This window comes from Martinezella dioscoreae, assembly GCF_009176305.1.
GTDB lineage: Bacteria > Pseudomonadota > Alphaproteobacteria > Rhizobiales > Rhizobiaceae > Rhizobium > Rhizobium dioscoreae.
In genome coordinates this window covers 213,455-235,773 of sequence record NZ_BLAJ01000004.1, presented here as the reverse complement: position 1 = coordinate 235,773, position 22,319 = coordinate 213,455, and the positions used below count along the sequence as shown (strand labels likewise).

Sequence of the window (22,319 nt, the reverse complement as noted above, 5' to 3'; positions counted from 1 at the left end):
CACATCATATGGCGAGAAAAACGCATGAATGATTTACTCTCCATACCGTGTGTCCTGATGCGGGGTGGCACCTCGAAAGGCCCGTTCTTTCTGGCGTCGGACCTGCCACAGGACCCGGCCGAGCGGGATCAGGTGCTTTTGTCCGTGATGGGCTCGGGGCATCCGCTTCAGATCGATGGTATCGGAGGAGGAAATCCGGTCACCAGCAAAGTTGCCATATGCGGACCGGGAACGGTGCCCGGTGCTGATGTGGACTATCTGTTCGCGCAGGTTCGTGTCGACAGGCAGATCGTCGATACCTCACCCAATTGCGGGAACATGTTGGCGGCTGTTGGGCCGTTCGCGATAGAGGCGGGGCTTGTCCCGGTCGCGGGAGACACCACCCTCGTCAAGATCTTCAACGTCAACACCGGCAAGATGATCGAAGCCGAGGTTCCGACGCCGAATGGTGCGGTCGCCTATCTCGGCGACGCGAGAATTGACGGCGTACCCGGTCAGGCCGCTCCGATCGCGCTCACGTTCAAGGATGCGGCGGGTGCGCGAACGGGTGAGCTTTTTCCAAGCGGCAAATCGACAGAGACGATCGCCGGCATCGATGTGACCTGTATCGATTGCGCGATGCCGATGCTCCTGATCGAGGCAGCCTCGCTTGGCGTGACCGGATACGAGAGCGCTGCCGAACTGAACAGCAATCATTCGTTGATCGAACGGCTGCAAGACCTTCGCATCCTCGCCGGCGAGAAAATGGGAATGGGTGACGTTCGCGGTCAAGTCACTCCGAAACCGGTCCTCATCTCTCCCGCCCGACAAGGCGGCGCATTGAACGTTCGCTACTTCATGCCGAACGAATGCCATCCGTCACTGGCGACGACAGGCGCTGTCGGGATCGCAACGGCCTGTGTAAGCGAAAACACCGTCGCATCCCGCCTTATCGGCGTTCAAACACCGCCTATCGTGCTTTCCATCGAACATCCCAGCGGCCATCTGGACGTGAAGTTGCAGTTGCGGGATGGGAAGCTCGTCGCCGGGATTCTTCGCACGGCGCGCAGGCTGTTCGAGGGCCATGTCTTTGCAAAGCCTGCCAAAACGCTGGTTTGTGCAGCATAATCAATCAACCTATGGTGCCGGGAGGGTGCCAAAATGGAGGAGATCAAATGAAAAAGCTTATTCTCGCACTCGCGGCAGCGGTAGCGCTGTCCGGAACGGCTTTGGCGGAACCTGTTCGCATAAGCGTCGGTTCCTACAACCTCAACAACCTGCCTTTCCCGGTCGCGCAGGGCTTGGGTCTTTATGAGAAAGAAGGGCTGGAGGTTACCGTTGAAAACTTCGCGTCAGGCGGATCGAAGACCTTGCAGGCCCTGGTTGCCGGCTCGACGGATGTCGCTGTCGGCTTTTACGACCATACGATTCAGATGCAGTCGCAGAACAAGCACGTTGTCGCCTTCGTGGAGCTTGGGCGCAATTCCGGGCTCGTTCTAGCTGGCGGCAAGGACGCGAAATTCGATCCGAAAAATCCGCAAACGATCAGGGGCGCCAAGATCGGAATCACCGCTCCGGGATCGTCGTCGGATTTCTTTATTCGCTACTATCTTCAGCGGCATAAGCTCTCGGCGAACGACGTTTCGATCATCGGCGTCGGATCGGGCGCCGCGGCAGTGGCGGCTCTTCAGCAGGGCAAGATCGACCTGCTCGTCAATTATGATCCCGCGGCGACGTTCGTTGTCGAGAAGGGCGTCGGAAAGATCCTGATCGACGCCCGCAATGACGATGGCGCCAAGGAAATCTATGGCGGCATCTATCCGACATCGGTCCTTTACGCCACGCAGGACTACATCTCCAAGAATCCGGAGACCATTCAGAAGGTCACCAATGCAACGGTAAAGGCGCTTCAATGGATGAAGACGCATAGCGCCGCGGAGATTGTCGAAAAGCTTCCGCCGGAATTCATTTCGGGCGACAAGGAGACGTATATCAAGGCAGTTGAAAACGCGCGGCAGATCTTTTCCACGGACGGGCTGCTCGACGAAAAAGATATCAAGACGCCTCTCGATGTCCTGACGTCGTTCAACGACAAGGTCAAGGCTGCCAAGATCGACCTTTCCAAGACCTATACCAACGAATTTGTAGCGAAGGTGCCGGCGACGGCATCGAACTAAGGGAGGTTAAGATGTCCGTGACAGCCTTAAAGCCGGCAACACAGACACCTCATGCAGCGGCGGCGTCCAAGGCAATGGTGGCAATCGAAAATGTCACCATGTCCTTTGGCTCCTTCGTCGCGGTCCAGGATGTAAATCTGACGGTGGCCGATGGCGAATTCGTCGCCATCGTGGGGCCGACCGGCTGTGGCAAAAGCACGATCCTGAATGCGATCGCCGGCCTTCTCAAGCCGGCAAAGGGCTCGGTCTCGATTGATGGCGGCGTGGTCTCGGGCGTCCAGAATAACATCGGCTATCTATTTCAGCAGGACGCGCTATTCCCTTGGAAAACCGCGATCGAGAACGTGGAACTAGGCCCCTTGTTCCAAGGTGTCGGCGCTGGCGAGCGCCGGGAGCGGGCCCTCAAATGGCTGGCCAAGGTCGGTCTTAAAGGCTTTGAGGACCGCTATCCGCATCAGCTTTCCGGCGGCCAGCGTAAGCGTGTGCAAATGGCGCAGGCGCTGATAACGGGGCCGAAAGTCATCCTCATGGACGAGCCATTCTCCGCCTTGGACATTCATACCCGGCATCTCATGCAAAATGAACTGCTTCGCCTGTGGCAGGAAGAGCGGCGGGCTGTGGTTCTGATTACGCATGATCTCGAGGAAGCGATTGCCCTGGGGGATCGTGTCGTGGTTCTGGCGTCAGGTCCCCGGTCGCGCGTCATCGACAGTTTCCCTGTCGATCTGGAGCGTCCTCGCGATGTCGCGGAGATCAAGCTCGATCCCCGTTTTACTGACCTCTATCGCAATATTTGGGCTTCCCTGCGCGGTGAAGTGGAGAAAAGCTATGAACGCCATGACTGAGAGACTTACCCAACTGGCATTGCTGCTGATGATCGTCGGCGGTTGGGAGATCGGCGTGAACCTCGGCGTGGTCGATGTCTTCTTCTTTCCCTCGCCCGTCGATATCATAAAGCAGGTGTTCGCATGGGTTGCCGATCCCAGCTTCTTCAAGCATGTGACCATTACCTTGACCGAAACAGTGCTCGGCTACGTTATCGGCACGGCTCTCGGCGTGGCTGCGGGAGTATGGCTCGGCCTGTCGCGCTCGGCTGCCCGAATCCTCGATCCATTCATCAAAGGCCTGAACGCCATTCCGCGCGTGGTCCTTGCTCCGATCTTTGTCCTTTGGCTCGGTCTGGGGCTCTGGTCCAAGGTGGCGCTCGCCGTCACGCTCGTGTTCTTCGTGACCTTTTTCAACGCAATGCAGGGCGTGCGTGAAGTCAATCCCGTCGTGCTGTCGAACGCCCGTATCCTCGGCGCGAAGAAGTCCGAGCTCCTGCGTCACGTCTATTTCCCGGCCGCGGCGAGCTGGATTCTGTCTTCGCTTCGAACATCCGTGGGGTTCGCGGTCGTCGGCGCCATCATCGGTGAATATCTGGGTGCGTCGGCCGGCCTGGGATACCTCATCGCGCAGGCGGAAGGTAACTTCGATGCCGTCGGCGTCTTCGCGGGCATCTTCATCCTGGCGGTGTTCGTCCTATTGATCGATCTCGTCCTGGATTTCGTCGAAGCTCGCCTGATCAAGTGGCGTCCCCGCGCGGCGGAACGGACCACCTAATTGCGCCACGGTCGGAGAGAGAAGGAAACCGGCGAGCATGTATCCGCACATGTTCGCGGTTCGCCGCAACGAGGCCGGATACGGAAATCGGCAAGAGGGTCTCTGAGACGATTGTCAGCGTCGGAAGAGACCGAGGCGTGGCGAACATCGGACTCTATCGCTCGCTCTCTCCAACTTAAGGCTGATTGCGCGTTACACGCGGAACGGCTTTGTTTCCGTCGGACTCCATTCATGAGCGGCAAAATGATGAAGCTCGTGGGCGCCCATTACGGGACAACGATCCGAGCAGTTTCTGGTAGGGTTCGCAAGCCACTGAGATGGCGTATGGCTCCGAATTCATCCCGCCTTTAAAGCGCGTCGGTGAGCTTCTATCGCCAGCCCATCGTTTAGGGCAAGCGCTGATACGGAGAACCAACCGCGAGGATTGTATTGCACGCGTGGGAAAAGGGTCCTCACTCGTAAAAGACCGCAAATGTGGGCCGGAGTCCGATGCCACAGGCTACAAAGGCCGATTGGATACATGATCGAGCCGGCGCCCGGCCAGCGAGCTATAAGTCGCGCAATCGATGGCTCATGGAAGAAAATCGAAATACAACGACCTCTTGCTGCGGCTGAATTAAGCTCAGGCTCTAAGCCGTGGGCGGGTCGGACTGGAGGGAGGATAGCGCATCAACTCCCTTCGCTCTTGGGATGCTGATACGCAACGTCCGGCTGGAACCGACACTCCGCGGCGCACACTAGGATATTTGCTCGAACGTATCGGCGTTGGTTTGCACGGAATGAGCCCAACCGAGCTTTCGCGCCCTACCGGATTGCTCGGGCTTCTTGCTGGTCACAACATGCCAGATCGTCTGGAGCTTTTTCTCGCGCAACATTCCGGTGAATGAGCAGATGGTGGTCGAACCTTCGCCCGCCATTCCAAAAGCGAAATTTATGCAATCATCGAACCAAACGCCAGCCACCGGCAACTCGGAGCCAAAAAAGACACTGTCTTGCAGCGCGGTCTTGAATGTCCCTCTGATTAAACCATCCTGCTCGTCGGTGATCTTGACCGTCGAGCCATATTGATTGCGCCAAATTCCAGTCCAGCTCATGATGGATGTCTCCTTGACGTTTTTGTGGGCGGCAAGTCGATCAGGCGTTGCGGGCCTGTTCCGGACGTCTGGTCAACCGAATTCCTCGACAATCCTCACACAGACCCCGGCAGACTTACGGAGCGTTATTCACGAATAGGACGCCCATAGGCTGCTTTTTTCCCTTTGCCTTTAGAGACCGGAGATGTTTCGGCTTCGCGTTCCGTCTCTTGGTGCTGCTCTTCGGCCCGTTGCCAATGATCGAGATCGCGTCCGTCGGGCCGCCCTTCTTCCTCCCAGATCCTATAAGCTCGCTCGCGGCGCTTGGCTTCATCATCATCCATTGACTTGCTCCTTGATGTTGAATGCGGATTTCTAAAGCTTGGACGGCGTCGGCGATCTAATCGACCAGGAAATCGAAAGTTCCCTCTGGATAATTTATTGCGGAGAAGCGCGTGCAGGTTGAGCGCGCGGTGGTGGCTCGCCGAAGATGGCGCAAGCTCAGGAGGCATGGCTGAAAGTTCCGCTTTGGCAGTCGGCGATGCATTTTTCAGCTGCCTTTGCTCCGATGAAGGAACTCTGGATGCCCACGCGAGTTGGGGTCTCTCTTTCAAGGAGGACAGAGACATGCAAGTGAACGCAGCAATGACGCGCGACGTGCGCGTCGCAAATCCTAATCATTCCATTCGCGACGCCGCGGTCATGATGGCCGATCTGGATGCCGGCGTTCTTCCTGTCGGCGAGAACGACAAGCTCGTGGGCATGATCACGGATCGCGACATTACAGTCCGCGCTGTCGCACGCGGCAAGGGACCCGACACCAGGATCAGTGACGTGATGTCGGCAGAAGTTAAATACTGCTTCGAAGACGATGATGTCGACGACGTGATGACAAACCTGGGGAACATCCAGGTGCGGCGGCTGCCGGTGCTCAACCGAGACAAGCGGCTGGTCGGCATACTCTCGCTCGGAGATCTCGCTGTTTCCATGGCTGATGGGTCCGCCGGTCCCGCGCTCGCCGAAATCTCCAGACCCGGTGGAGCGCATTCGCAGACCTGAACCAGCAATTATCGAAGGAACGACGCCATGTCCGCATCGAAAACAACCACGGACCATGAAACAATCCGTAAATGGGTGGAAGCAAGAGACGGCCGTCCATCACGTGTGAAAAGCGCCGGCGGCAATGGCGGCCTTTTGCGGATCGATTTTGGTGAGCCCGAGCAAAACTTCGAAGAAATCGGCTGGGACGAATTCTTCCGGATCTTCGACGATAACAAGTTGGCGTTCCTCCATCAGGAAGAGACGGAGGACGGTCGCGAAAGTCGCTTCAATAAATTCATCAATCGGTCGTGATGTCGGCGGCGGTCTTACGCCGGCGACAGCCATAATTCCTGGAAAGGCGGTTTAACATGCCCAAGATGATGGCCATTAGAATGCATGAGTTCGGCGATGCCGATGTCTTGCGGCTTGACCAGATCGAACGGCCCTCCCCCGGTGAAAACGAGATTTTGGTCAGGGTCGCGGCGGCAAGTGTCAATCCTGTCGATTGGAAGATCCGCAAGGGTGGCTATCCCGCGGTCAAGCAAGATGACCTGCCGATCGTTCCCGGACGCGATCTCGCGGGCACTGTCGAGGCTCTTGGTCGCAAAGCAACCGGCTTTGCCAGCGGCGATCGCGTAATCGCGTTCCTCGACACGAAGCGGGGCGGCTACGAGGAATATGTCGCCGTTCCGGCTGCGTTGCTCACGAAAATGCCATCCTCGATCAGTTTCGAGGAAGCCGCGGCCATTCCGCTCGCCGCCATGACCGCATGGCAGGGATTGTTTGATCATGGCCGCCTTCGAAGCGAGCAGCGGGTTCTGATCCATGGAGGGGGTGGAGGCGTGGGCCATTTCGCGATCCAGTTCGCGAAGGCCAAGGGAGCTTGGGTCGCAACGACTGTTTCGGGGCTGGACATCGATCTTGCCCGGCGCCTTGGCGCGGATCAGGTCATCGACTACAAGTCCGAACGTTTCGAGGATATGCTCGATCCCGTCGATATGGTCTTCGACCTTGTCGGGGGTGAAACACAAAAGCGCTCGTTCGAAGTTATCAAGAACGGAGGCGTTCTGGTGTCGACACTAGGCGAGCCGGAACGACCGGACACCGTATCCGGTAATATTCGGGTTGCCGGCTATATGGCCACGCCGAATGCGGGCCAGCTTCATGAAATCGTCGATCTGATAGAACAAGGGCAGGTCAAAGTCCTGCTTCACAAGGTTTTTCCGCTTGATATGGCCGCAGACGCTCAACGAACCCTGGAAAGCGAGCACGTCCAAGGAAAAATCGTTCTGAGCGTGGACTGATCGGCGAAGATAGATGGATTGCCGACACCGGACTTATTTCAACCGATCGGAAGGGTGATGGTAGACCAAGCTGTCCGGTGTGGTTGCACAGCAGTCGTGCAATTCTGGAATTCCATTCCGTCAATGCAAGGACGATCGAGAACGCCTAGCTCGATCCGACTGCAATAACGCCGCCTGACGGCCAAATAATCGCCTTGGCACCCAGGCAAATCTCGCCGACGCGCCTGAGCCGGCCATCCAGATCATCCCGATGACCTGCGCGTCATCGGGATGACAGGTTTGAAAGAGCATTTCGCTGCGGTTGCCCGGCACGATCAAAGGCATGCAGCGGGGGCGACCGTTTAGCCTCGCTCTGGATTTACTTCGGGGTCACGTCGAAGCCGAACCATTTCTGAGACAGCTTCGCGATCGTACCGTCGGCTTTTGCCGCCGCGATCGCATCGTTGAACATCGCCTTCAGCTGGGTGTCGTCCTTGCGCAGACCGACGGAACTGCCCCGGCCGAGGAGGCCGCCTTGGAAGCGCGGTCCGGTCACGGTCATATCTTCATTGCCGGGTTTTGCCGCGGCCGTCGACAGATAGGCCATCGACGCCATGATGAGATCGACGCGGCCGGCCTTCAGGTCGAGGTCATGCTGCTCGGTGGTCTTGTATTCGCGAATATCGGCGACGCCCTTCAGATATTTGTCGAGGAAGGTTGCCGCGATCGATGCCGTCTGCACGCCGATCGTCTTGCCCTTGAGCATCGGTTCGAGTTCCTTCAGCGCCTTGACCGCGCCGGCTTCATCCGTCGCGACGGAAAACACCTGGCCCTTCATGGGAAGATCGGCAAGCGGGGAATCCTTCAGGGTTGCGAACGTCTGGCCGGTGGTGCCGTAGGAATCGCTAAAGGCAATGACCTCCTCCCGCTTGGCGGTCGCCGACATGCCGGAAATGATCGCGTCGAATTTACCCGCATTGAGTGCCGGGATCATGCCGTCGAAGGGCTGGATGACGGTCGTGCATTCGACTTTCATGTGATCGCAGAGATATTTGATCAGTTCGATCTCATATCCGTCCAGGCTGCCGTCCGCCTTGGTGAAATTCCATGGACGAAAAGCGCCTTCGGTCGCGATGGTGACATGCGTCCACTTTTTGTCCTCGGCGCGCACGACGCTCGCCGTCGCGAACGTGGCGACCATTATGAGCGCGGTTAGAAGTCCGGTCAGGTATTTCATGATCGAGTTCCCCATTGTGATTGAACTTGAAATTATTGGCTGATGAACTGGCGGAAGCGCTCGGAACGTGAACCGGCAAAGACATCCTGCGGCTTGCCGTCTTCCTCGACGACGCCCTTGTGCAGGAAGATGACGCGGCTCGAGACATCGCGCGCAAAGCCCATCTCATGCGTAACGACGAGCATGGTGCGTCCCTCCTCGGCGAGCGCGCGCATGACCCTCAGGACCTCGCCCACGAGCTCGGGGTCGAGCGCCGATGTCGGTTCATCGAACAGCATGACCTTCGGATGCATGGCGAGGGCGCGCGCGATGGCCGCGCGCTGTTGCTGGCCCCCCGAAAGATGAGCCGGGTAGAAATTGCGCTTGTCGGCGATGCCGACCTTGGCGAGCAGCGCTTCCGCTTCCTCGATGCATTCGGCGCGCGAACGGCCCTGGACGTGGACGGGCGCCTCGATCACGTTCTCGAGCACCGTCTTGTGGGACCAGAGATTGAAGCTCTGGAACACCATGCCGAGTTGGGAACGGATGCGATCGACCTGCCTTCCATCGGCTGGACGATGGGCGCCGCGGGCTGTGCGCTGCATGCGGATCGTTTCGCCCGCCACGGTCACCTCACCGGAATCGGGCGTCTCCAGCAAATTGATGCATCGCAGGAATGTCGATTTTCCGGAGCCTGAAGAACCGAGAATCGAGACGACGTCGCCTTCCAGCGCATCGAGCGAGATACCCTTGAGCACCTCGATCGGTCCAAAGCTCTTGTGCATGTCGCGCACGCTGAGTGCGATTGGCGTGGCAGTCATCGCGGATCTCCTACGGGGGCCGCCTCGGCGGCGGTATCGTGCGTCACCGGCACGGGCGGGCGCAGATGCGGGCTCAGCCGATACTCGGCAAACTGGATGAGGCGTGTCAGCACGAAGTTGATCGCCAGGTAGATGGCACCTGAAACGACGAAGACCTCGATGGCGCGGTAGGTCTCCGAAATGATCTTCGCCGCGACGCCCGTGACTTCCATCAGCGTGATGATCGAGGCAAGCGATGTCGCCTTCACCATCGAGATCATCTCGTTGCCGTAGCCCGGCAGCGCCTGACGGATGGCAAGCGGCAGGATGATGCGCCGGAACATCATGAGTCGATGCATGCCGCAGGCGCGCGCAGCCTCCACCTGCCCATGCGGCACCGAGAGCAGACCGCCGCGGATGATTTCGCTGGCGTAGGCCGCGGTATTCAGTGTCAGCGCCAGGACGGCGCACCAATAGGGATCGCGCAGAAATGGCCAGAAAATGCTGTGACGGATGACGGGGAACTGGCCGAGACCGTAGTAGATCAGGAAGATCTGGACGAGCAACGGCGTGCCGCGAAAGACGAAAACGTAGAGCCGGGCAAACCAGTCGAGGACGGTGACGCCCGATAGGCGAGCAAGCGCCAGAAGCAATGCGAGGATGGCGCCGAGGCAGATCGACGTCACCGCGAGTTCGATCGTCAACGGGATCGCCGCGACAAGGCTCACGAAAGTCTCTTCAAGGAATTGCCAATCCATCAGCGTTTCCTCACACCGCGCGACAGATGGCGCTCTGCTTGCTGGATGATCAGGCTGGATAGGGTCGAGATCATCAGATAGATCACCCCTGCGATCAGGTAGAAATCGAACGGCAGTCCCGTGGAGCCCGCGCCGACCTGCGCCTGACGCAGCAATTCGGCGACGCCAGTGATCGAGACCAGCGCCGACTCCTTGAGAACAACCTGCCAGACGTTACCGAGCCCCGGCAGCGCATGACGCAAGGTCAGCGGCGCGATAATCCGGCGCAGGCGCAGCCAGCGCGGCATTCCGCAGGCGATGGCGGCCTCGATCTCACCGGGATGCACGGCCTTGAACCCGCCGCGCAGCACCTCCGTGAACTGCGCACCGGACGTGACGCCGACGGCCAGGGAACCGGCGAGGAAACCCGGAAAACCGAGGAAGCCCTCCGCTCCGAACATCTTACCGATGGCCGTGACGACCGCGCTGCCGCCGAAGTAAAAGAGATAGATGACCAGCAGATCGGGGATGCCGCGAAGAACCGTCGTATAGGCATCCGCCGTGGCGCGTGCAATCCGGTTGCCGGCGATCTTGCCCCACGCGCCGAGCGTTCCGATGCAGGCGCCGACTGCATAGCCGGAAATCGCGACAAGAATGGTCATCCAGGCGCCGGCCAGGAGAGCATGACCCCAGCCATCCGGACCGAAGCCAGCAAGGTCGAATAGGGTTGGCTGGTTCATCCGCTTGACCTGAAAGAATGGATGTGCGCAGGGGAAGTCATGGTCTTAGCCTCGGCCGGGAACGGTGGATGCGGGACGCGCTCAATTGGCCTCGAAGGTCGGCGTCAGGTCGATCTTGCTCCATTTTTCCGAGAGCTGCTTGATCGTGCCATCCTTGGCCGCTTGCTTGATGGCATCGTCGAATTTCGCCTTCAGATCGGTCTCGCCCTTGCGCATGCCGAGAGCGACCTCCGTTGCCAACATCGCACCCTTCACCAGGGGGCCGGACATCATCAGATCGTCGTTGCCGGGTTTGGCGAGTACGGAGGTTTCATAGACGCCGCTGTCGAAGCCGGCATCGATGCGGCCTGCCTTGAGATCAAGATCGCGCTCTCCGGAGCTCTTATAGGCACGCACCGTCACATCGGATCCGAAATAGGAATTGATCAGCTGCTCCTGGCTGGTCGACTGGACGACACCGACCGTCTTGCCCTTCAAGGCCTTGCCGATCTCCGCCATCACCGGATCCGCTTTCGCCTTGTCGTTGAGATTGAGCCGCTCACCCGTCATCGGGAGAGGTGAAACCGATCCATCCTTCACGAGCAGGAAGCTTGCGACACCGCTCGCATAGGGTACGGTGAAATCGACCACCTGTTTGCGCTTATCGTTGATGCCGAGCGTCATCACCAGATCGAATTTGCCGGCATTCAGGCTTGGGATCATCGCGTTCCATTCGCCGGCGATCAACTCGCAATCGACCTTGGCGCGCTTGCAGAGATCGTTGATGAGATCGACGTCGAAGCCGGCAAGCTTGCCGCTTGAATCCATCAGGTTCCACGGCGGGAACGCGCCTTCGATGCCGACCTTCACCTGCGTCCAGTCTTTGGCGCCGGCGGTCAGCGGAGCAAGGGAGGCAATCATGCCGAATACGGCGGCAAGCATTTTTCTGTTTTTCATCTTCGTTCCCCTTTTCGGCCGCCTAAGCGGCCTTTTGTCAGATCCGGTATTCTCGGCGTCAGTTCTCCAGAGCCGCTCGCAGGGCGGCATTGGCCTCCCGCAGCGCGTAAGCGATGCGATTTCTCGTCTGACGCGCGTGAACGACGTAGAAAGCGGTATCCTGCGCGCCCTCATCCAGTCTCGCCAGCGAGCGCAGCCCTTCCAGAGAGGGCCAGGCGACGTGCGGCAGCGCGGAATCAGGATGGAAGCGTTCGCCGCTCGTATAGTTCAGCGGCACCAGATGCCGCCCGGCATGCATCAGCGAGGCATCGATCCGCGCCGCTCGTTCCGGCTTGGGATCCCTCACCTGCAGAAGCGAATTTGCGTTGACGCGCAAGTCTTCTATGGCCCGGGACAAGCCGGAGATATCGAGACGGCCGGCAAGCGCTGCCTGCAATTGCCCAATCTGCTCGTCGAGGGAGGCGGCATATTGAGTGTAATCCAGCGGCAAGACGGGCAAAGTCAGCAGCCGCCAGAGAACTTCGAGAACAATCGCCGTGTCCCGGCAAAGATTGTCCGGATCGATATGTTCGGCGGTGTCGTGCGGCGTATGCCACCACCATCCAAGCGCCGTCAGCATCTTGACGGGTCCCGGCGGCTGATGGCTGAGGCTGCCGAACATCGAGGGAATACCGATGCCCCAGAAGGACTGATCCGCGGCGCGGCCATGACGCCTGCCGGCGTGTTTCTGTCCGGTCACACGCTCGATCACATCCGCAGCCAAGGGCCTGAGTTCGTCGATCACACCGGAATTGGTGAGGACGGTAGCACCCTCGCCGCCGGTGGAATCGACATTGACATGGACGGCGCAGCGGCGATCGAGTTCGTCGAAATACTCGTCGGCGTACCAAGCTGAGCCGGAGTAGCGGCCATGGGAATGACCGGACCAGAAGCATATGCGCAAGCCCCTGCGCCATTCCGAGGCACGAAGCGCGAGCAGGCGCGCCGCCTCGAGCATCGTCGCATTGGCGCCGCCATTGTCCATGACCCCGAAATGCCAGGTGTCATGATGGCCGGAAAACAGGACGAAAGGTCCATCGTCGCCTTTCGGTTGAAGCTCGGCAACAAGCAACGGCGTCTTGCGCCAACCCGTGTCCACCTCCGCGCAAAGCGTTGCAGTCACCGCCTCTCCGCGCGCAAGCCTTTCACGCAGGCGGCCGCCATCATCCTTAGCGATCGAGCAGATGACGGTCGTCGGCAGCCTGTCGCGCGTGTGTTGCGACGGGCTGCCCCAGACCGGGGAGACGCACATCTCATAGAGATGCTCGTTCGGACTGATGTGAAGTTCGCCGAGCGCGCCGAAAGCACTCGCAAGCGCGGCCACTTCTTCGGTCGCGATACCATCGACCAGGACGATCTTGCCGGCGATATCCTTGCCGGCGAAATCGGCTTCGGTTCCCTCGCCGACATGGATGAGATTGCCGGTTACTCCCGCGGCTGGTGTCGAGATCGACATGGAATGCGTGATGCAACGAAGGTTCTCGCCATCGATCTCAACCGTGGCGGCACGTGGCAAGCTGATGAAGGCATCGTGCGACAGAAGCCGCGTGCGATAGCCAAAGCCGTCCATCTCAGCCTGGAGATAGCGGAAGCTTTCCAGCTCTTCGGCCGTGCCCGAAAGCTTTACTCGGCGCGCGAATTCGCCGATATGCGCCATCAAGCGCGCGCGATCGGGCTTCAGACCGGCCTCAGCCATTGGCCTTCTCCGGCAGCGGCGGCTCGACATCGTCCGGGATCGGGTTGACGAAGGGCGTACCTTCGAGGCGTGCTTTGTGATCTTCCTTGGCGGCCGCGATGAGCGCGGGATTGCGGATGAGTTCGACGGCCGTGCTCGCCATCACCTTGGCGGCATGTTCGGTGCCCTTGTGAGCGACAGGCAGCTTGCCCTGCGCGACGAGCTGCCAGGAGTGGCCGGGCGTGCCGATCGCATAGGTGGCGCCGCGCATCTGCACGGTCGGGACGACCCAGCTGACCGTTCCGACATCGGTCGAGCCGACCAGGGTGCCATCGCCGCCGTTCAACGGAAAGATTTCCTCACAGAGCGCCTGGCCCTTCTTCGGCTTCAATGCAAATCGGCCGTAGGAAGCGGCAATATCCTCCGCGCTGAAGGTCTGCTGAAACTTCAGCGCGGTCTCGCGATCCGCGTCGTCAAACACGGGCGGCCCGAGCCGATTCAGCTGCGCGAACATGCATTCCTCGAGCGGTGTATTGCCAACGAGATTGGCGTCGCCGCTGATGATCTCGCTGCGAACCGTCGTCTCTGTCATCAAGGCGGCACCCTCGGCCACCTTCTTGACCCGGGCGACCAGCGAAAGGAGTTCCGGCAGGGTCCGCGCCCGCACGAGATAACGCACGGTGGCGCGCGCCTGCACGACATTGGGGGCCGCGCCGCCGGTATCGGTGACGGCATAGTGGATGCGCGCCGTCGACGGCATGTGTTCGCGCATGTAGTTGACACCGACATTCATCAGCTCGACCGCATCCAGCGCGCTGCGGCCAAGATGAGGCGTGGCAGAAGCGTGCGAGGCACGGCCGGAAAAATGGAAATTGATCTCGTTGCAGGCGAGCGAAATGGGATTGTTGACGCCGGCGAAGGCCGCCGGATGCCAGGAGATCGCGATATCGACATCATCGAAAACGCCAGCACGAACCATGAAGCCCTTGGAGGATCCACCCTCCTCGGCCGGGCAACCGTAATAGCGCACCCTGCCCTTCAGGCCGTTTTCCGCGAGGAAATCCTTGACCGCGGCCGCCGCGAGCATCGAGCCGGCGCCCAGCATGTTATGGCCGCAGCCATGGCCATTGCCGCCATCGACCAGAGGCCGCTCTTCCGCGACACCGGCTTCCTGGCTCAATCCGGGCAGCGCATCGAACTCGCCGAGGATCGCGATGACCGAACCATCCTCGCCCGCTTCGCCCATGACAGCCGTCGGCAGGCCGGCGATGCCGCGCTCGACACGAAACCCCTGACGCCCAAGCATCGCGGCATGTTCTTCGGCGGATCTGTATTCCAGGTAGTTGGTTTCAGGAATGTCCCAGATCCGATCGCTAAGCGCGAAGAATTCCGCGCTTTTCCTTTCGACAATGTCCCAGACCGCCTCGGAATTTTGCATGGACTTGCCATCCGCCTCATATAATGGATACTAAATTGGTACCAATTTATGTGCCAATAAGAACGGATGCGCAAGAGATGAGCATGAATATTTTTTTGGCAGCCATAGCGCGCGCCGTGTTGAAAAATGTGGACCTATGATAGTCATCGCCAACTTGGGAAGGTCTGGGAGAGCTGCATGAACTCGCTGGAAGCTGAAGCGGCGGCGCCGTCGCACGGAGGAGAGGCGCCCGACGTGACCGAGCTCATTCTCCAGGACATCCTCGCGGGCAGGCTCCCGCCCGGAACATGGCTGAAGCAGATCGATCTGGAGCGTCGGTACAGTTGTACGAGGCCGCAGGTGCGGCGGGCGCTCGACCGCCTCGTGCAGAAGCGACTTGTCGAGCACATTCCCAATCGCGGCTATCACGTGCACGAGCAGGACGGGCGCCGCGCCCAGGAAGTAAGCGATATCCGCGTGATCCTCGAAGTGGCGATCAGCGATCGCATCGTCGCCAATGCCGGCGATGCGGATATTGCCAATTTGCGCGCGCTGGCTTCGCGCTTCGATGATCTGGTGCTCAATGGCACCATGCTCGAGCTTTACGAAGCCAATCTCGCTTTTCACCGCTACCTGCTGGTACTTGCAGGAAATCAGGAGCTTGTCGAACTCATCACCGAAATCCGGCAACGCACCTCGTCGGCACCGGTCTCGCAATGGCGAACCCGAGCCCGCATCGAGCAGTCCGGCCGCGAGCACCAGCAGATGATCGACGCAATAGAGAAGCGCGACGTCGATATGCTCAAGGAACTGACCCGCAGGCATATTTTGCAGACATGATTAATATCGACCACAGCCTGGGGCATGCCCTGCGAGGCTATCGGCCGGGGCCGCGACCCCATTTCACATCGCGGGCCTATCCGCGCCTGGATCTGTCCCAGATCATTCGGACCGTCTTGCCGTGAACGCAATGATGGCGGCCGCCAGAAACAGAACACCGCTATAGGCGAATGGGCTCCACCACCCGACGCCGTCGAACAGCAGCCCGCCTGTGAAGGCACCGGCGGTGATCGCCGCCTGGATCAGCGCCACCAGCAGCCCGCCGCCGGCCTCGAGTTTGTCTGGGATGGCCCGGGTCATCCATGTGTTCCAGGCAACAGGAATGGGCGTGGCGAAGAACCCGAACAGGCAGAGGAGCGCGGCGACCGCAATACCCGAAGGTGCGAGCGGGATCAGCAGCAGAGCGATCGCGGCGAGCGCCGCGGGGAATCCGGCGAGGACGGCATCCAGATGCGCTCGCAGCAGGAAGCCGATCAAGGACGTGCCTAGCAGGCCGAACACGCCGATGCCGAGGAGCACGACCGACAGCTCGTTCACATCAAGCCTCGTCACATCTCCAAGGAGCGGTCGAAGATAGGTCGATAGCGCGAATTGGCCCATGAAGAAGAAGGACATGGCGGCCATGCTGATTGCCAAGACGCGGTTTCGCAGCAACCCGAGCGGACCGCCCCCGTCATTCTTCGAACCGCCGGGTATTCGCGGCAAGGCGAAGATTTGCCAGACGAAGGCGATGATGCCGACCGGAACGACGATGAAGAAGGCACCGCGCCAGCCTATCAATCCGCCGAGGAAGCTTCCCAACGGCTGAGCGATGACCGTGGCCAAAGCAGTACCGCCCTGCAGCATGGCGAGGGCCTTTGGAATGTCCTGTTCGGCAGCGATGCGCGCGACGATAGAGGTGGACAGCGACCAGAAACCGCCGATAGCGATGCCGATCAGCGCGCGGCCGAGCATGAAGACGAGATAGTTGGGCGCGAATGTGATCGCCAGACCCGAGAGCACCATCACGATCGTATAGGACAGGACCACCGTTCGCCGATCCAGCCGCCACAGCACCGTGTTGCTGAACAGGCTGGTGGCGACCGCGAAAAATCCGGAAACGGAAATCGCCTGCCCCGCCTGCCCCGCGGTAATGCCAAGCTCCTCTGCGATCGGGGTTAGCAGGCTGACGGGAAGAAACTCGGAAGCGACGAGGGTAAAGGTCATCAGCGTCATGCAGATGATCGCGGCCCATGGGCTGGCCGCACGCTCGACGGCGCGGTCATAGGTGGTTTCCATAACAATTGTCCAAAGTTGCCTGAACGCGCTGTTCAGCGGAAAGTCTTGATGGTGGCAGGGGCGCTCGTCGCGGCGATGAATTGCCTTTTCTTCATGGCCTGCTCCTCACATCCCGAGCAGTGCCCTGATGGCCCGGCACTCATCCATGGCCTTGTAACCATGCGCGACATCGGCAAGCGGAACCGCCAGATCGAAGACCTTTCCGGGATTGATGAAGGATTGTCGCGAGCATGGCCCGGTCTCCCGTCGGGGCGCGTTGCGCCTGTCCGTTTCGCATTCGGGAGAATACATAGCATCGCTCGATAAATCGGATTAGATGGGGTAATTTGCATGAACCTATCGAAAATTGATATTAATTCGGCCCGCGATTATGGGATAGGACAAGCTCATGCCACGGGAAAATTTCAACGAACTGCTGGTGTTCCTGGCCGTCGCCGAGGAACGGAGCTTCACGAAAGCGGCCGCAAAGCTGGGCACATCCCAATCGACGCTCAGTCATGCGGTGAAGAAACTTGAAGAACGTCTTGGCATGCGCCTGCTGGCGCGCACGACGAGAAGCGTTGGACTGACGGAGGCGGGCGAACGGCTCCAACAGTCCCTGTCGCCTCGCATCGCCGAGATCGAAGCGGACATCGAAGCCTTGACCGTCTATCGGGAACGCCCGGCAGGAACCGTCAGGATCACGCTTTCCAACCACGCCATGGAAAGTGTCGTGTGGCCGAAATTGTCGTCCATCCTTGCCGATTACCCTGATATCAAGCTTGAACTCAGCGTCGATGGCAGCTTCCGCAACATCGTCGAGGACGGGTTCGATGCCGGCGTCAGGCTTGGCGAAAGCCTCGAGAAGGACATGATCGCGGTACGCATCGGCCCCGACTGGAGGCTGGTGGCGGTCGGCTCGCCAGAGTACTTTAGAACCCGATCAGCACCGCTGACCCCACAGGAGCTGATGCGTCACAACTGCATTCGTCGACGCCTCGGCCGCATCGGCGGTCTCTATGCCTGGGAGTTCGAGAAGGACGGAGAGGAGATCCGGGTCAGGGTCGAGGGCCAGCTCACGTTTAATACCGATCGCGAGATGATATCGGCCGCTCTCGACGGACACGGAATTGCCTACGTTCCGGAAAGCTATGTCGAGCACCATCTGGAGGCGGGGCGACTTCAACTTGTCCTCGACGACTGGTGTCCGAAATTCGCGGGCTACTACCTCTATTATCCCAGCCGCCGACAGAATCTTCGCGCATTCTCCGTCGTCATCGATGCCCTTCGCGAAAGAGGCTGAAGTCAAACACCAACGATCCGACCAAGGCGCTGTTATCGGTGCCGGAGGGCGGTCAGGCCAATCGAGAAGCCGCAGCGGACTTGGGAGGCGGCTCGGATGCTGCTCAGCCCGCTAAAATCAATCAGCCGCAGCGGCAGCAATTCCTGTGATTGATCCGAGCTTTAGGGCGGGATCAGATTGGGATAGGTTGTAGCCTGCCGGATGCATCCTGAGATCCGGACAGCTTGCGCGACGGTGGAATCGTTCGGCTGTTCATTCCGCTGCCTCGTCGATTTCCATGTAGCGCGCCAATGCCAAGGCCGCATTCAGCATATGTTCGCGCATGACTAGGGCCGCTTCCGTCGCATCGCCCCGGATCATGGCGCGCAGGATCGCCTCGTGCTCAAGGAATGAAGCCGTCAATCGCTTCGGTTGCCGCAGCTGAGTCCTGCGGAATGGCAGCAGTCTTGCCCGCAGCCTCATCAATTCATCAAACAGAAACTCGTTATGCGCACCGCGATATAGCGTTTCGTGGAAGGACAAATTGAGCTTGTCATACTGTTCAAAGTCGTCTGCCTTCGCCGCGAGTTCGGAACGCTCATGAATTTCGGTCATAACCGCGCGCTCCACGCCCGTTATCCGATGGGTCGCCAGACGGACGCACATGCATTCCATCTCGGCGGTCACTTCGAACATCTCCATCAGCCGCGGCAAGGTCAGCGGCAGGACGGTTGCGCCTCGCCGCGGACGAATCTCGACGAGCCCGATCGCCTCCAACTGACGTAAAGCATCCCTTACCGGCGTGCGGGAAGCGCCGAAGCGGCTGCTGAGCGTTGCCTCGTCCAGGCTTGTGCCGGGCCTTATGGCGCCGGAGGAAATCTCATCCATCAGCACCAGTTTAATGCGCTGACCGATCGATCCAGCTTCGTCAAATTCCGTCATGTCAAACCTTGTTTCCGATTTGGCGGGCAACCATTCAGTTTTACACCATCCAATTCGACAGATAGCAATCGATATGAAGCATGGTGCCGCATCCGGCCCGTTTTGCCTGCTGGCGAGGAGGCCATCGACGACGGCTGGATCGGCAAGCATCGGGGTATAGCCGGGCGCCCAAATCGTACCGGCGATCCCGTGCAGGATGCGGCATCTAAAAGCCTTTTTCTGCACCGGTTCGACCGGCTTTCCCCATTTTGTTTCAGCCCCCTGCAATCGCCCTGACGGCGAGATAAAGGATCGAAGGCGCTACAAGGCAGCCCAGCCCCGTGTGAAACGTCGCCGTCAGTGCGCCATAGGGGACGAGACGGCGATCGGTCGCCGCCAGGCCGCCGGACACGCCGCTGACGGTTCCCATCAGGCCGCCGAACACCATAGCGCTGCGGGGATTGTCGAGACCGATCGCCTTGGCCACGATCGGTGTTCCGACCATGACAAGGACCGCCTTGAAAACACCGGTCGCAATCGACAGCGCGATCACGGCCGAGCTTGCGCCCAGAGCGGCACCCGTCACAGGTCCCACGATGTAGGTAACGGCACCGGCGCCGATCGTCGTTATGGATACCGCATCCGTATAGCCGAAAGCGACGGCGAGCAACGAGCCGACAATGAACGGAAGAACCGTGCCGAGGCCAAGGGCAAGCGCACCGACAGCGCCAGCCTTGCGTGCTTGGCCGACATCGACCTCGAAGGCCGTGGCGACGATGGCGAAATCGCGCAGCATGGCTCCGCCCATGAGGCCGATGCCACTCAGGATTGGAATATCCACCACCCCTTTCTCGCCTCCGGTCCACAAACCAGCCGCGAAGGCGGCGGCGAGCCCCAGAACGATCGCGATGGCCGAGCCGTGGACACGGCCGAACAGGACATGTTTCGAAATGGCGTTCGACAGCCACATGACCAATCCGACGATGGCGAATGCGGTAAGCAGGCTGTTGGCGGTCAAGCCGTGTTTCAAGATCTCCATGGCGGCCTCCCTCAGACCGGATTGCTGGAGGTGGCAAGCTCACCCCTGGCCCTCGCTTCGATTTCGTCCATCGTTTCGCCTCTCTCGCCGATGCGACTCATCAGGGCGACGGTCGCGAAACAAACGAAAACCGTCACGATACCGGCGATCAGCACCAGCGGACCGCTGCGCGCGGCCACCAACACGTTTTGCTGCGCCGCCATGGCGACGACGATCGGGATGTAGAGAGCGCCCCAGAACTCGACACCGAGTTTGAGCGGCAGCGTCAACAAGCCCCGCCTACTCAGCCAAAGCCGCGTGGCGATAAGCAGGATCATGGCAATGCCGACACCGCCGACATTCGCCTTCACGCCCAGCGCTACCCCCAAGAGATCACCGAGGATGCTTCCCAAGAGGGTGCAAAGGGCAAGCATCGCGACACCAGAGATCATCATGAGCGATCCTCCCCGCATGCGCTTCGATAGAAATACGAGTTCACCATTTTTCCCCTCCAATGCATACGGATAGACCGCGCGACGATTTTAAAATACACTTTGTTGCAGTTTTCGCAATTGTGTGTACATTATATTTCCAGAAACACGCTCTTGCGCATACATAGGGCTATCAAATGCTTGATTGGAATACGAAAGGTCGCGACAGGCTAGCGCGTCTCGAGGCCGGCCAGCGTTTCTCTGCCGGCAAGCTCGTCGACCCGCAGCAGCTCGTCGCTTTCCTGGAAGCGATCCTGAAGCCTGGAGATCGCGTCTGCCTCGAAGGTGACAACCAGAAGCAGGCGGACCTTTTGGCCAAGGCGCTGTCCAAGGTCGATGTCGCCAAGATACACGACCTGCATATGGTACAGTCGGGTGTGGTCCTGCCGGAGCATCTCGACATTTTCGAAAGCGGCATCGCCCGAAGGCTCGATTTTTCCTATTCCGGCCCGCAGTCGGCTCGCATCGCGCGCATGATGTTCGGCGGCCAGATCGAACTGGGTGCGGTCCATACCTATCTGGAACTCTTCGCCCGCTATTTTATTGATCTGACGCCCAAGGTGGCGCTCATCGCCGCCGTCAGCGCGGACAGAGAGGGAAATCTCTATACCGGGCCGAATACGGAAGACACGCCAACGGTGGTGGAGGCGACGAGCTTCGGCAAGGGGCTGGTCGTCGCGCAGGTGGGCGAGATCGTCGACCGCGTGCCGCGCGTCGACATTCCCGCCGACCAGGTTCATTTCGTCGTGGATGCCAAGCGACCCTTCTATGTGGAGCCACTGTTCACCCGCGATCCGGCGGCGATTACCGAAACGCAAATCCTGACCGCGATGCTGGCGATCAAGGGGCTCTATATGCCCTATGGCGTGCGCCGCCTGAACCATGGCATCGGCTTCAATACGGCGGCCATCGAGCTGCTGCTGCCGACTTACGGTGAGCGGCTGGGATTGAAGGGCAAGGTCTGCACGCATTGGGCACTGAACCCTCATCCCACCTTGATCCCCGCCATCGAAGCCGGATGGGTGGAGCAGATCCATTCCTTCGGCTCCGAAGTGGGTATGGAAGACTATATGCGGGCTCGCCCCGACATTTTTTTCACCGGGCCTGACGGCTCGCTACGTTCCAACCGCGCCTTTTGCCAGACCGCCGGACTCTATGCCTGCGACATGTTCATCGGCTCGACCTTGCAGATCGACCTTGCCGGCAACAGTTCGACCGTGACCGGCAGCAGGGTCGCGGGTTTCGGCGGCGCCCCCAATATGGGATCGGACGCACGGGGCCGGCGCCATCCGAGCGAGGCCTGGCTGCGCGCCGGCCGGGAAGCCGATCCCTCCGCTGCCACCCCTGCCCTGCGCCGGGGCCGCAAACTGGTCGTCCAGATCGGCGAAACCTTCGGCGATGGCATGGTGCCGATGTTCGTCGAGCGTCTGGCCGCCCTGGATCTGGCCGACAAGCTACAGCTCGATCTGGCTCCCGTGATGGTTTACGGTGATGACGTGACCCATATCGTGACCGAAGAGGGGATCGCCAATCTGCTGTTGTGTCGCGACAGGGACGAGCGGGAACAGGCGGTCCGCGGCGTGGCCGGTTACACCGAAGTCGGTCGCGCCCGAGACCGCAAGATGGTGGAGCACTTACGTCAGCGCAAAGTCATCCAGCGTCCCGAAGACCTTGGAATTGATCCCCTGGATGCCGATCGCAGTCTACTGGCCGCGCATTCCATCAAGGATCTGATGCTCGCCTCTGGCGGCCTCTACAGGCCGCCTTCCCGGTTCCGCAATTGGTAGGCCATCCC

23 protein-coding genes and 1 pseudogene are annotated in these 22,319 nt (G+C 59.9%); 10 read left to right on the top strand and 14 right to left on the bottom strand.

The window, feature by feature from the left end:
* Positions 1–24 precede the first annotated feature (24 nt).
* From GDN47_RS18360 to GDN47_RS18345, 4 genes are all read left to right on the top strand, one after another.
* Complete coding sequence (locus GDN47_RS18360; protein WP_152093962.1) at positions 25–1,107, top strand: 4-oxalomesaconate tautomerase; 1,083 nt, start codon at positions 25–27, stop codon at positions 1,105–1,107.
* A gap of 47 nt (positions 1,108–1,154) precedes the next feature.
* Positions 1,155–2,156: an ABC transporter substrate-binding protein gene (locus tag GDN47_RS18355; RefSeq protein WP_113353344.1), complete on the top strand. Its 1,002-nt coding sequence runs from the start codon at positions 1,155–1,157 to the stop codon at positions 2,154–2,156.
* 74 nt (positions 2,157–2,230) lie between these two features.
* A complete protein-coding gene (locus GDN47_RS18350; protein WP_173002534.1) occupies positions 2,231–3,001 on the top strand; it encodes an ABC transporter ATP-binding protein in 771 nt (256 codons plus the stop codon).
* Positions 2,985–3,758, top strand: a complete 774-nt coding sequence (locus GDN47_RS18345; RefSeq protein ID WP_113353345.1) for an ABC transporter permease — start codon at positions 2,985–2,987, stop codon at positions 3,756–3,758. The genes GDN47_RS18350 and GDN47_RS18345 overlap by 17 nt, the downstream gene beginning before the upstream one ends.
* 737 nt (positions 3,759–4,495) lie before the next feature.
* Here GDN47_RS18345 and GDN47_RS18340 read toward each other — a convergent pair.
* The gene (locus GDN47_RS18340; protein WP_152093961.1) at positions 4,496–4,852 is read right to left on the bottom strand and encodes an avidin/streptavidin family protein; all 357 of its coding nucleotides are present in this window, start codon (positions 4,850–4,852) and stop codon (positions 4,496–4,498) included.
* 125 nt (positions 4,853–4,977) lie between these two features.
* Complete coding sequence (locus GDN47_RS32355) at positions 4,978–5,175, bottom strand: DUF2934 domain-containing protein (RefSeq protein WP_113353347.1); 198 nt, start codon at positions 5,173–5,175, stop codon at positions 4,978–4,980.
* A 283-nt stretch (positions 5,176–5,458) separates the two neighbouring features.
* On the opposite strand from GDN47_RS32355, the gene GDN47_RS18330 reads away from it, so the two are divergent.
* The 3 genes from GDN47_RS18330 to GDN47_RS18320 are packed head-to-tail and all read left to right on the top strand — an operon-like array spanning position 5,459 to position 7,176.
* Positions 5,459–5,890 (top strand): CBS domain-containing protein, encoded by a 432-nt coding sequence (locus GDN47_RS18330; protein WP_113353581.1) that lies wholly within the window; start codon positions 5,459–5,461, stop codon positions 5,888–5,890.
* A 27-nt stretch (positions 5,891–5,917) separates the two neighbouring features.
* The gene (locus tag GDN47_RS18325) at positions 5,918–6,184 is read left to right on the top strand and encodes a hypothetical protein (RefSeq protein ID WP_113353348.1); all 267 of its coding nucleotides are present in this window, start codon (positions 5,918–5,920) and stop codon (positions 6,182–6,184) included.
* A gap of 56 nt (positions 6,185–6,240) precedes the next feature.
* Positions 6,241–7,176 (top strand): NADP-dependent oxidoreductase, encoded by a 936-nt coding sequence (locus GDN47_RS18320; protein ID WP_233788492.1) that lies wholly within the window; start codon positions 6,241–6,243, stop codon positions 7,174–7,176.
* 358 nt (positions 7,177–7,534) lie between these two features.
* Here the strand turns inward: GDN47_RS18320 and GDN47_RS18315 are convergent, their stop codons facing one another.
* The 7 genes from GDN47_RS18315 to GDN47_RS18285 all read right to left on the bottom strand — a co-directional run bounded on the left by GDN47_RS18315 (position 7,535) and on the right by GDN47_RS18285 (position 14,736).
* Positions 7,535–8,392, bottom strand: coding sequence for a transporter substrate-binding domain-containing protein (locus GDN47_RS18315; RefSeq protein WP_152093960.1), 858 nt, complete (start codon positions 8,390–8,392; stop codon positions 7,535–7,537).
* A 32-nt stretch (positions 8,393–8,424) separates the two neighbouring features.
* Positions 8,425–9,192: an ABC transporter ATP-binding protein gene (locus GDN47_RS18310; protein ID WP_113353350.1), complete on the bottom strand. Its 768-nt coding sequence runs from the start codon at positions 9,190–9,192 to the stop codon at positions 8,425–8,427.
* Positions 9,189–9,929 (bottom strand): ABC transporter permease, encoded by a 741-nt coding sequence (locus GDN47_RS18305; RefSeq protein WP_152093959.1) that lies wholly within the window; start codon positions 9,927–9,929, stop codon positions 9,189–9,191. Before GDN47_RS18305 ends, GDN47_RS18310 begins: the two co-directional genes overlap by 4 nt.
* Positions 9,929–10,648 carry an ABC transporter permease gene (locus GDN47_RS18300; protein WP_152093958.1) on the bottom strand — a complete coding sequence of 240 codons (720 nt, stop codon included), beginning with the start codon at positions 10,646–10,648 and terminating at the stop codon, positions 9,929–9,931. Before GDN47_RS18300 ends, GDN47_RS18305 begins: the two co-directional genes overlap by 1 nt.
* A gap of 81 nt (positions 10,649–10,729) precedes the next feature.
* Positions 10,730–11,584 (bottom strand): transporter substrate-binding domain-containing protein, encoded by an 855-nt coding sequence (locus GDN47_RS18295; protein ID WP_113388765.1) that lies wholly within the window; start codon positions 11,582–11,584, stop codon positions 10,730–10,732.
* Positions 11,585–11,642: 58 nt separating this feature from the next.
* Positions 11,643–13,319 carry a M28 family peptidase gene (locus GDN47_RS18290; RefSeq protein ID WP_113353352.1) on the bottom strand — a complete coding sequence of 559 codons (1,677 nt, stop codon included), beginning with the start codon at positions 13,317–13,319 and terminating at the stop codon, positions 11,643–11,645.
* On the bottom strand, positions 13,312–14,736 hold the full coding sequence (locus tag GDN47_RS18285; RefSeq protein ID WP_152093957.1) for a M20 family metallopeptidase: 1,425 nt from the start codon (positions 14,734–14,736) through the stop codon (positions 13,312–13,314). Before GDN47_RS18285 ends, GDN47_RS18290 begins: the two co-directional genes overlap by 8 nt.
* Before the next feature lie 177 nt (positions 14,737–14,913).
* Here GDN47_RS18285 and GDN47_RS18280 point away from each other — a divergent pair, with 177 nt between their 5' ends.
* On the top strand, positions 14,914–15,555 hold the full coding sequence (locus GDN47_RS18280) for a GntR family transcriptional regulator (RefSeq protein ID WP_113331779.1): 642 nt from the start codon (positions 14,914–14,916) through the stop codon (positions 15,553–15,555).
* Between the two features lie 102 nt (positions 15,556–15,657).
* Here the strand turns inward: GDN47_RS18280 and GDN47_RS18275 are convergent, their stop codons facing one another.
* Positions 15,658–16,833, bottom strand: coding sequence for an MFS transporter (locus GDN47_RS18275; RefSeq protein WP_152093956.1), 1,176 nt, complete (start codon positions 16,831–16,833; stop codon positions 15,658–15,660).
* 105 nt (positions 16,834–16,938) lie between these two features.
* Positions 16,939–17,046: pseudogene (locus GDN47_RS32735) on the bottom strand (IMP dehydrogenase); the annotation flags it as partial.
* Between the two features lie 175 nt (positions 17,047–17,221).
* On the opposite strand from GDN47_RS32735, the gene GDN47_RS18265 reads away from it, so the two are divergent.
* Entirely contained in the window at positions 17,222–18,115 is an 894-nt protein-coding gene (locus GDN47_RS18265) for a LysR family transcriptional regulator (protein ID WP_145321310.1), read from the top strand.
* 252 nt (positions 18,116–18,367) lie between these two features.
* Here the strand turns inward: GDN47_RS18265 and GDN47_RS18260 are convergent, their stop codons facing one another.
* The 3 genes from GDN47_RS18260 to madL form a co-directional block, all read right to left on the bottom strand.
* The gene (locus GDN47_RS18260) at positions 18,368–19,036 is read right to left on the bottom strand and encodes a GntR family transcriptional regulator (protein WP_113353357.1); all 669 of its coding nucleotides are present in this window, start codon (positions 19,034–19,036) and stop codon (positions 18,368–18,370) included.
* 253 nt (positions 19,037–19,289) lie between these two features.
* Positions 19,290–20,054, bottom strand: a complete 765-nt coding sequence (gene madM, locus GDN47_RS18255; protein WP_113353358.1) for a malonate transporter subunit MadM — start codon at positions 20,052–20,054, stop codon at positions 19,290–19,292.
* Positions 20,055–20,065: 11 nt separating this feature from the next.
* Positions 20,066–20,488, bottom strand: a complete 423-nt coding sequence (gene madL, locus GDN47_RS18250; RefSeq protein WP_113353359.1) for a malonate transporter subunit MadL — start codon at positions 20,486–20,488, stop codon at positions 20,066–20,068.
* Positions 20,489–20,661: 173 nt separating this feature from the next.
* Between madL and mdcA the strand changes: the two genes are divergently transcribed.
* Positions 20,662–22,311 (top strand): malonate decarboxylase subunit alpha, encoded by a 1,650-nt coding sequence (mdcA, locus tag GDN47_RS18245; RefSeq protein WP_113353360.1) that lies wholly within the window; start codon positions 20,662–20,664, stop codon positions 22,309–22,311.
* Positions 22,312–22,319: the final 8 nt, after the last annotated feature.

Excerpts from the sequence above, each read along its gene's own strand:
- GDN47_RS18360 (WP_152093962.1), top strand. The coding sequence starts at position 25 with ATGAATGATTTACTCTCCATACCGTGTGTCCTGATGCGGGGTGGCACC.
- GDN47_RS18355 (WP_113353344.1), top strand. The coding sequence starts at position 1,155 with ATGAAAAAGCTTATTCTCGCACTCGCGGCAGCGGTAGCGCTGTCCGGA.
- GDN47_RS18350 (WP_173002534.1), top strand. The coding sequence starts at position 2,231 with ATGGTGGCAATCGAAAATGTCACCATGTCCTTTGGCTCCTTCGTCGCG.
- GDN47_RS18345 (WP_113353345.1), top strand. The coding sequence starts at position 2,985 with ATGAACGCCATGACTGAGAGACTTACCCAACTGGCATTGCTGCTGATG.
- GDN47_RS18340 (WP_152093961.1), bottom strand. The coding sequence starts at position 4,852 with ATGAGCTGGACTGGAATTTGGCGCAATCAATATGGCTCGACGGTCAAG.
- GDN47_RS32355 (WP_113353347.1), bottom strand. The coding sequence starts at position 5,175 with ATGGATGATGATGAAGCCAAGCGCCGCGAGCGAGCTTATAGGATCTGG.
- GDN47_RS18330 (WP_113353581.1), top strand. The coding sequence starts at position 5,459 with ATGCAAGTGAACGCAGCAATGACGCGCGACGTGCGCGTCGCAAATCCT.
- GDN47_RS18325 (WP_113353348.1), top strand. The coding sequence starts at position 5,918 with ATGTCCGCATCGAAAACAACCACGGACCATGAAACAATCCGTAAATGG.
- GDN47_RS18320 (WP_233788492.1), top strand. The coding sequence starts at position 6,241 with ATGCCCAAGATGATGGCCATTAGAATGCATGAGTTCGGCGATGCCGAT.
- GDN47_RS18315 (WP_152093960.1), bottom strand. The coding sequence starts at position 8,392 with ATGAAATACCTGACCGGACTTCTAACCGCGCTCATAATGGTCGCCACG.
- GDN47_RS18310 (WP_113353350.1), bottom strand. The coding sequence starts at position 9,192 with ATGACTGCCACGCCAATCGCACTCAGCGTGCGCGACATGCACAAGAGC.
- GDN47_RS18305 (WP_152093959.1), bottom strand. The coding sequence starts at position 9,929 with ATGGATTGGCAATTCCTTGAAGAGACTTTCGTGAGCCTTGTCGCGGCG.
- GDN47_RS18300 (WP_152093958.1), bottom strand. The coding sequence starts at position 10,648 with ATGAACCAGCCAACCCTATTCGACCTTGCTGGCTTCGGTCCGGATGGC.
- GDN47_RS18295 (WP_113388765.1), bottom strand. The coding sequence starts at position 11,584 with ATGAAAAACAGAAAAATGCTTGCCGCCGTATTCGGCATGATTGCCTCC.
- GDN47_RS18290 (WP_113353352.1), bottom strand. The coding sequence starts at position 13,319 with ATGGCTGAGGCCGGTCTGAAGCCCGATCGCGCGCGCTTGATGGCGCAT.
- GDN47_RS18285 (WP_152093957.1), bottom strand. The coding sequence starts at position 14,736 with ATGCAAAATTCCGAGGCGGTCTGGGACATTGTCGAAAGGAAAAGCGCG.
- GDN47_RS18280 (WP_113331779.1), top strand. The coding sequence starts at position 14,914 with ATGAACTCGCTGGAAGCTGAAGCGGCGGCGCCGTCGCACGGAGGAGAG.
- GDN47_RS18275 (WP_152093956.1), bottom strand. The coding sequence starts at position 16,833 with ATGGAAACCACCTATGACCGCGCCGTCGAGCGTGCGGCCAGCCCATGG.
- GDN47_RS18265 (WP_145321310.1), top strand. The coding sequence starts at position 17,222 with ATGCCACGGGAAAATTTCAACGAACTGCTGGTGTTCCTGGCCGTCGCC.
- GDN47_RS18260 (WP_113353357.1), bottom strand. The coding sequence starts at position 19,036 with ATGACGGAATTTGACGAAGCTGGATCGATCGGTCAGCGCATTAAACTG.
- madM (WP_113353358.1), bottom strand. The coding sequence starts at position 20,054 with ATGGAGATCTTGAAACACGGCTTGACCGCCAACAGCCTGCTTACCGCA.
- madL (WP_113353359.1), bottom strand. The coding sequence starts at position 20,488 with ATGATGATCTCTGGTGTCGCGATGCTTGCCCTTTGCACCCTCTTGGGA.
- mdcA (WP_113353360.1), top strand. The coding sequence starts at position 20,662 with ATGCTTGATTGGAATACGAAAGGTCGCGACAGGCTAGCGCGTCTCGAG.